Source organism: Mycobacterium sp. ZZG (assembly GCF_054786995.1).
The window spans coordinates 1-5,011 of record NZ_JBTBFV010000115.1; the positions used below are offsets into that span (position 1 = coordinate 1).

4 protein-coding genes and 1 pseudogene are annotated in these 5,011 nt (G+C 62.8%); 4 read left to right on the forward strand and 1 reads right to left on the reverse strand.

Translation table 11 applies throughout. The annotated features are described in order from the left end of the window. Window positions 1-128 precede the first annotated feature (128 nt). A pseudogene (locus tag ACXMYJ_RS28475) lies at window positions 129-1,156 on the forward strand (IS3 family transposase); the annotation flags it as partial. Between the two features lie 304 nt (window positions 1,157-1,460). On the opposite strand, the gene ACXMYJ_RS28480 reads toward ACXMYJ_RS28475, so the two are convergent. Next, entirely contained in the window at window positions 1,461-1,754 is a 294-nt protein-coding gene (locus ACXMYJ_RS28480) for a putative quinol monooxygenase (RefSeq protein WP_443189592.1), read from the reverse strand. A gap of 314 nt (window positions 1,755-2,068) precedes the next feature. Between ACXMYJ_RS28480 and ACXMYJ_RS28485 the strand changes: the two genes are divergently transcribed. The 3 genes from ACXMYJ_RS28485 to ACXMYJ_RS28495 all read left to right on the forward strand — a co-directional run bounded on the left by ACXMYJ_RS28485 (window position 2,069) and on the right by ACXMYJ_RS28495 (window position 3,979). Beyond that, window positions 2,069-2,560, forward strand: coding sequence for a hypothetical protein (locus ACXMYJ_RS28485; protein ID WP_443189593.1), 492 nt, complete (start codon window positions 2,069-2,071; stop codon window positions 2,558-2,560). Window positions 2,561-3,015: 455 nt separating this feature from the next. After that, on the forward strand, window positions 3,016-3,465 hold the full coding sequence (locus tag ACXMYJ_RS28490; RefSeq protein WP_443189594.1) for an Hsp20/alpha crystallin family protein: 450 nt from the start codon (window positions 3,016-3,018) through the stop codon (window positions 3,463-3,465). 10 nt (window positions 3,466-3,475) lie between these two features. Then, entirely contained in the window at window positions 3,476-3,979 is a 504-nt protein-coding gene (locus ACXMYJ_RS28495) for a YflT domain-containing protein (protein WP_443189595.1), read from the forward strand. Window positions 3,980-5,011: the final 1,032 nt, after the last annotated feature.

A 5,011-nucleotide genomic window follows, 5' to 3' on the forward strand; every position in this document is an offset into this window, starting at 1 on the left:
GCTGAACCAGATACCCAGACACGGGCGTCATGAACACTAAAGATAACCATTCCATGACGAAATGCACTGACCCACAGAGGGTGTGTCGCCTACATCAAAGACAAGCCCTCAAGGGGCCGTAGATAACCAATGAGATCTTGAAGGCAGCGGCGATTTTCTTCGGGGCCGAGCTCGACCGGCCCGGGAGACGGTGATTCGGTTCATCGCCGAACACAAGGACCAGCAGGTGGCCGGCCCCGACGGCGGGGCCGGACTGCGCTGGGGTGTCGAGCCCATGTGCGCCGTGCTCTCCGAGCACGGCATGCCGATCAGCCCGTCGACGTTCGACGAGTGGATCGCCAAGACACCGACACGGCGCCAGGTCCGCGACGCCGAGTTGGTCGAGATCATCACCGCGGCAAGGGAAGACCGCAAGACCGGGAAGTTCGTGCAGACGTTGGGATCGCGCAAACTCTGGATCTGGTTGCGTGGTCGAGGTCACGATGCGGCGCGCTGCACCGTGGAGCGGGTGATGCGTGAAAACGGTTGGGAGGGTGCGCGTTACGGATCTAAGCACCGTACGACCGTCGCCGACGACACCCACGTCCGATACCCCGACCTCGTCGACCGCCGGTTCTACGCGGCTGCACCGAATCGGTTGTGGGTAGCCGACTTCACCTACGTCTCGACCTGGATGGGGTTCGTCTACGTCGCGTTCGTCATCGACGCCTACAGCCGTCGGATCCTCGGGTGGCGGGCCGCCCGGACGATGACCACCGACCTGGTCCTCGACGCCGTCGAGCACGCCTTCTTCACCCGCGCACAGGACGGAACCACCAGCCTGCACGGGCTGATCGCCCACAGCGACGCGGGCAGCCAGTACACCTCGGTGGCCTTCACCCAGCGGCTCATCGACGAAGGCGTCGATCCCTCGGTCGGCTCGGTCGGCGACGCGCTGGACAACGCCTTGGCCGAGACCACCGTCGGGTCCTTCAAGAACGAGGTCATCCGGCGCCAAGGCCCCTGGCGTGACGTCAACCAGGTCGAGTTGGCGACCGCCGAGTGGGTGATGTGGTTCAACACCGAACGCCCGCACGAGTACCTCGACGACTTCACCCCCGAGGCCGTCGAGAAGCTCCACTACGATCACAGACGCATCCCACCGAAGGCGGGATGAATCAACGAATGCAGTCTCCGGACTCGCCGGGACGGGTCACCCTTCGTACACAACAGCTTTCATTGCTTCTCCTCATTTGCATACAGAGTCGTTGCGATCTTGAGCGGTCGATGGCCATGTTTTTGACCGACGAGGGAGACGATTACGCGGCGTCCGGCAACCAGGCTGCTACGGCGCCGTGCGCCCGTCTTCGTCGCAGCAGGTCGAATTCGTGACGCCCACTTAGCCTCCGCGAGACGGACGCTGACGGTGCCAGCCATCGCGGCACTGCGAGGACAGGCAAGCGCCGCGGCCGCCGCCAGGGTCACAGCTTGTCGGCGATCACGTCGAGGTGGATGATCTGGGGCGGTGAGGCGAACAGGTCAGCTTTCTGTTTGAGTTCCTGGCCGACCGGTCCCGTCAAATGGGCTCGCCGCGCCTCGTCGTCGGGGAAGGCATCGAATATCCCGAATGTCGACGCGTCGAACCGCACCGCCAACCACGGTTTGGTGCGAGGTTCCTTTTCGACGAGCAACCGCACCCACGCCAAGAGGTCTTCGACCGCATCTCCCTTGCCCGGGTGGGCTTCGAGTAGCACCAACAAGGCTTTCGATACCATGACCGCGCCTCCTGTCCTGGGAATAGAGCCCTCGGATACCGCCGATTTCATGTCGGTTTTGGTTGCCCGTTGTGTCAGATGGGGATCCACGCTGACAGCGGCCACGGATTGGACAGTGTCCCAGGACCTGGCGACGACCTCTTCGGCCTGACGGATCAACTCCTGGTGCGGTCTCTTGGACCGCTCAGACGACGCCCTGATCGTCTCGGCCAAAGGAAAATTGAGCTGTGACCTGGATAGCCACAGGTCTAGCCGGCCGTCTCAACCGATCGGACAACATCGTGAACCCGTCGATACCACGGTCCCGAGCTGCGATGGCAGTGGGCGTGCTGATTGCCGCTTCTGCGCTGGGCGGCTGCGGCGCCGGGCAACAGTCGCAAACCGCTTCGATGGCGCCGGATGTCAATGGCTCCACGGCTGACTCCGGTGACATCGCGTTGCGCTACATCCGGATACGTGCCCAGCAAACCAGCTATGCGGTGCAGCCGGGCAAGACCGTCCACCTGGCGCTGGTGGCCACCAACCAATCACCTGATACCGCGGACACCCTCGCGGCGGTCAGCACTGACATCGGTGCCGTCACTGTGGTCGGAAAGACCACGGTACCGGCCAGTGGCGTACTGATCGTCGACAGCCCGGACCGCATGGTGCATGCCGACGCGCTGGCAGCGGTCAAACCCGCCAACACTGCCACCGCAACTGTGTTACTGACCAAGCCGATCAGCAATGGGCTCATTTACGAGTTCACGTTCCGGTTCGCACACACCGGCGAAATATCCGTCAGTGTGCCGGTCTCTGCTGACTAGCGCAATCGGGGTCACGGCTGCATGAGCCGAGATATCACTGCCGAATCACAAGTCGGCGTGTTGCGTTTGACTTGATTCTTCCGGAGGCGCCGGCCGCAAGCTGCCCTGCGAGCACATCGACGGCTTCGGCTCAGACGTGGCGCCGGTAGCGCCTGAATCACCACGGCGACAGGGGCATAGCGAGGTCAATCCCCGCAGGCATGGCGTGACGGGACGGGCGGCGGGCCCTTCCCGGGCGGAGCTGGTAATCGGCACATCGGCTGCGTCCACTCGTGCTGACAGGATCAATCCTGAACGATATTTCAGGCTCGTTGGGCGCATGCGCGGGCCGAAATCGGATTGCAAGACTGGTTGTTCGGAGGTTATTGACGGCCAGCGCGTTGCAGGCTGTCGGTCGTCGGCGCTTCCGGTACAGCCGAGCCACCCTTGGATTCTTAGGAGAAGTCATGGCTTTGATGCGATTCGATCCGTTTCGCGAACTCGACCGGCTGGCCGACCAGGCCATGGCCGGCGCGCGCAATGCGCGCACTCTTCCGATGGAGGCGTTTCGGCGCGGCGACCAGGTCATTGTGGCCCTTGATGTACCCGGTCTGCAGGGCAGCGATATCGATGTCACCGTGGAACGCAACGTCATTGAGGTCACCGCGCGGCGCCGCCCGCTGAGGCAGGAGGGCGACGAGTTGATCATTGACGAGCGGCCGCAGGGCGAGTTCCGTAGGCAGTTGTTTCTCGGTGACAATCTCGATCCGGGCAAGCTCAGCGCAGTTTGCGACCTCGGGGTGCTGACGTTGACCATCCCGGTGTCAGAGCAGAGTAAGCCTCGCAAGGTTCAGGTCGCTACCGCCGATCATGGCCAGCAGGCCATTCAAGCCGGGTCGGGGCAGCAACAGGCCGTGGACGCGTGAGGAGACAGTAATGGCACATGCGACAGTCAGCAGATCAGCGGTACGTCCCAATCAGCCCGCCCGCCAGGTTATCGCCACCTTCGACAACTACGCAGACGCCGAGCGCGCCGTCGACTATCTCTCCGATCAGCAGTTTCCGGTCAACCGGGTCGCCATCGTGGGCCGCGATCTGGAATATGTCGAACAAGTTCTCGGCCGGCTCAATTACGGAGGGGCCGCGTTACGGGGTGCGGCGTCCGGTGCCGTGGTCGGGGCACTCATCGGCTGGGTGTTCGGAATCTTCAGCTGGATCGACCCACTGACCACCGCCCTGTTACTGGCCCTCTATGGCGTGATCTTCGGAGCGGTCGTCGGCGCTTTGATGGGGCTGCTCGTGCACGCCCTCCAACGCGGTCGGCGCGACTTTCAATCCGTTTCCCGCCTGGTCCCCAAGTCCTACGACCTCGTCGCCGATGTCGAAGTGGCCGACCAAGCACTGCGGCTGCTCTCCACGGCTGACAACCATAAGGAGTGAAGCATGGCACCAGCTGTGAGTTAGACGATAGGTTGTTCGTCGTCGCCGGCATGCATGACGATGCTCGATCGCCACTTCCCACGTCCAACCCTGCCGTTCGAGCGCAGCGTGAATAGTGTTCCGGCGCCGGAGGTCCTCTTCCGACAGCGTGACAGCGGAAACCACTTCGATTCCAGCCTCCCGCAATTCGAGGAGCGCAGGCTGTGGCAGATGCCTGCTGGCATGGCCCACTTGAGGGCGCGGCAGCACGTCAAGATATCCGTCGATCGCCCTTTGCAGCGGATGAAGTGCAAGCGGGGCCGGCCGATACTCGTGGTCAACGTAGTTGTCGAGAAGTAATACCACCTCATTGAGCGTGGCTAACGCCGGCCAGAACGCCGCATTGCGTTGGGGGGTCGAGAAGTAGTGCAGGAGAGGGTAAGTCAACTGCTCCTCAGCCAATCCGTGGACGCTGCCAGTCAACGATTGCAGTTCATTCTCCAATGGCCCGAAGTCCCGGCCAGTCCAACTGGCATGCAGGATGTTCACCGGACTGCTTCCTAGCCCCAATACCTGGCGGGCGAATCGTCGTTTCGACGCCACCGCCGAGTTCAGTGAGGCGACATAGGTGATAACCAATGTGGCTAACCCAAACGCCGTTATCGCCGCGACACCGGTGAGCACTTGAAATACGGCGCCCGAGGGCCGATAGTCGCCGATTCCGAGCGTTGAAACCGTGAACGCGGTGAAGTACCACCGCGCCCACGAGTCAGCAGGCGTGCCTTCACTATCCACGACAGCTCCCGGCGACGCAGAGAAGATCAGGAACCAGCCTCCGACCAACAGCACAACCCACACCGTGACCGCGGCGAAGGTGATCGCCGGACCGGTGCCCGCCGGCGGTCCGTGGCGGGACCCGAGCCAGACCCGAGTTGGGTCATTTGGCTTAGTGCCTTGAATTCTCGGCGTTCAGTGCGTTGAGGATTGCGTTGACCTCGGTGTTTAGGGCTGGCGGGTAGGTGGCGATGACGCCGTTGAGGTCGATGGTGGCTG

Coding starts and splice junctions, on each gene's coding strand:
- ACXMYJ_RS28485 (WP_443189593.1), top strand. CDS start 2,069: ATGGCAGTGGGCGTGCTGATTGCCGCTTCTGCGCTGGGCGGCTGCGGC.
- ACXMYJ_RS28480 (WP_443189592.1), bottom strand. CDS start 1,754: ATGGTATCGAAAGCCTTGTTGGTGCTACTCGAAGCCCACCCGGGCAAG.
- ACXMYJ_RS28495 (WP_443189595.1), top strand. CDS start 3,476: ATGGCACATGCGACAGTCAGCAGATCAGCGGTACGTCCCAATCAGCCC.
- ACXMYJ_RS28490 (WP_443189594.1), top strand. CDS start 3,016: ATGCGATTCGATCCGTTTCGCGAACTCGACCGGCTGGCCGACCAGGCC.